Consider the following 544-nt stretch of genomic DNA (forward strand, 5'->3'; position numbering starts at 1 on the left):
GGCCAACGCCTTCCTGCGCGGGCAGGTGGCGAAGTCGGTGCGGCTGAGATTTGCTCCCGCCCTGCATTTCCAGCCCGACGAGGCGCTCGATTACGCCCAGAAGATGGATGTGCTGATGAGGCAGCCCGAGGTGGCGCGCGACCTCAAGGGCGACGACAAGGCGGAGGAGGGTTGAGCGAAAGCTCTACCCAAGGCCACGGAACCGCGTAGAACCCGCGCTCAAACCCGGACCAACTTTACCAGACATGGCACGCAACTTCCGCAAGAAGCCCCGCGGTCGCGAGATCGACGGCTGGCTCATCATCGACAAGCCTAGCGGCATCGGCAGCACCGACGTCGTGAACAAGGTCAAGCGCGCCTTCGACGCGCAGAAGGCCGGGCATGGCGGCACGCTCGATCCGCTGGCGACCGGCCTGCTGCCCATCGCCTTCGGCCATGCCACCAAGACCGTGCCCTATGTCATGGACGGCACAAAGGTCTACCGCTTCACGCTGCGCTTCGGCGAGGCGCGCGACAGCGACGACGCCGACGGTGCGGTCATCGA

Annotated in this window: 1 pseudogene; it reads left to right on the plus strand. The window is 65.8% G+C overall.

The window, feature by feature from the left end:
* Positions 1-245 precede the first annotated feature (245 nt).
* A pseudogene (gene truB / locus AC1DWF_RS37865) lies at positions 246-544 on the plus strand (tRNA pseudouridine(55) synthase TruB); the annotation flags it as partial.

This window comes from Aminobacter sp. P4_D5 (assembly GCF_056401815.1).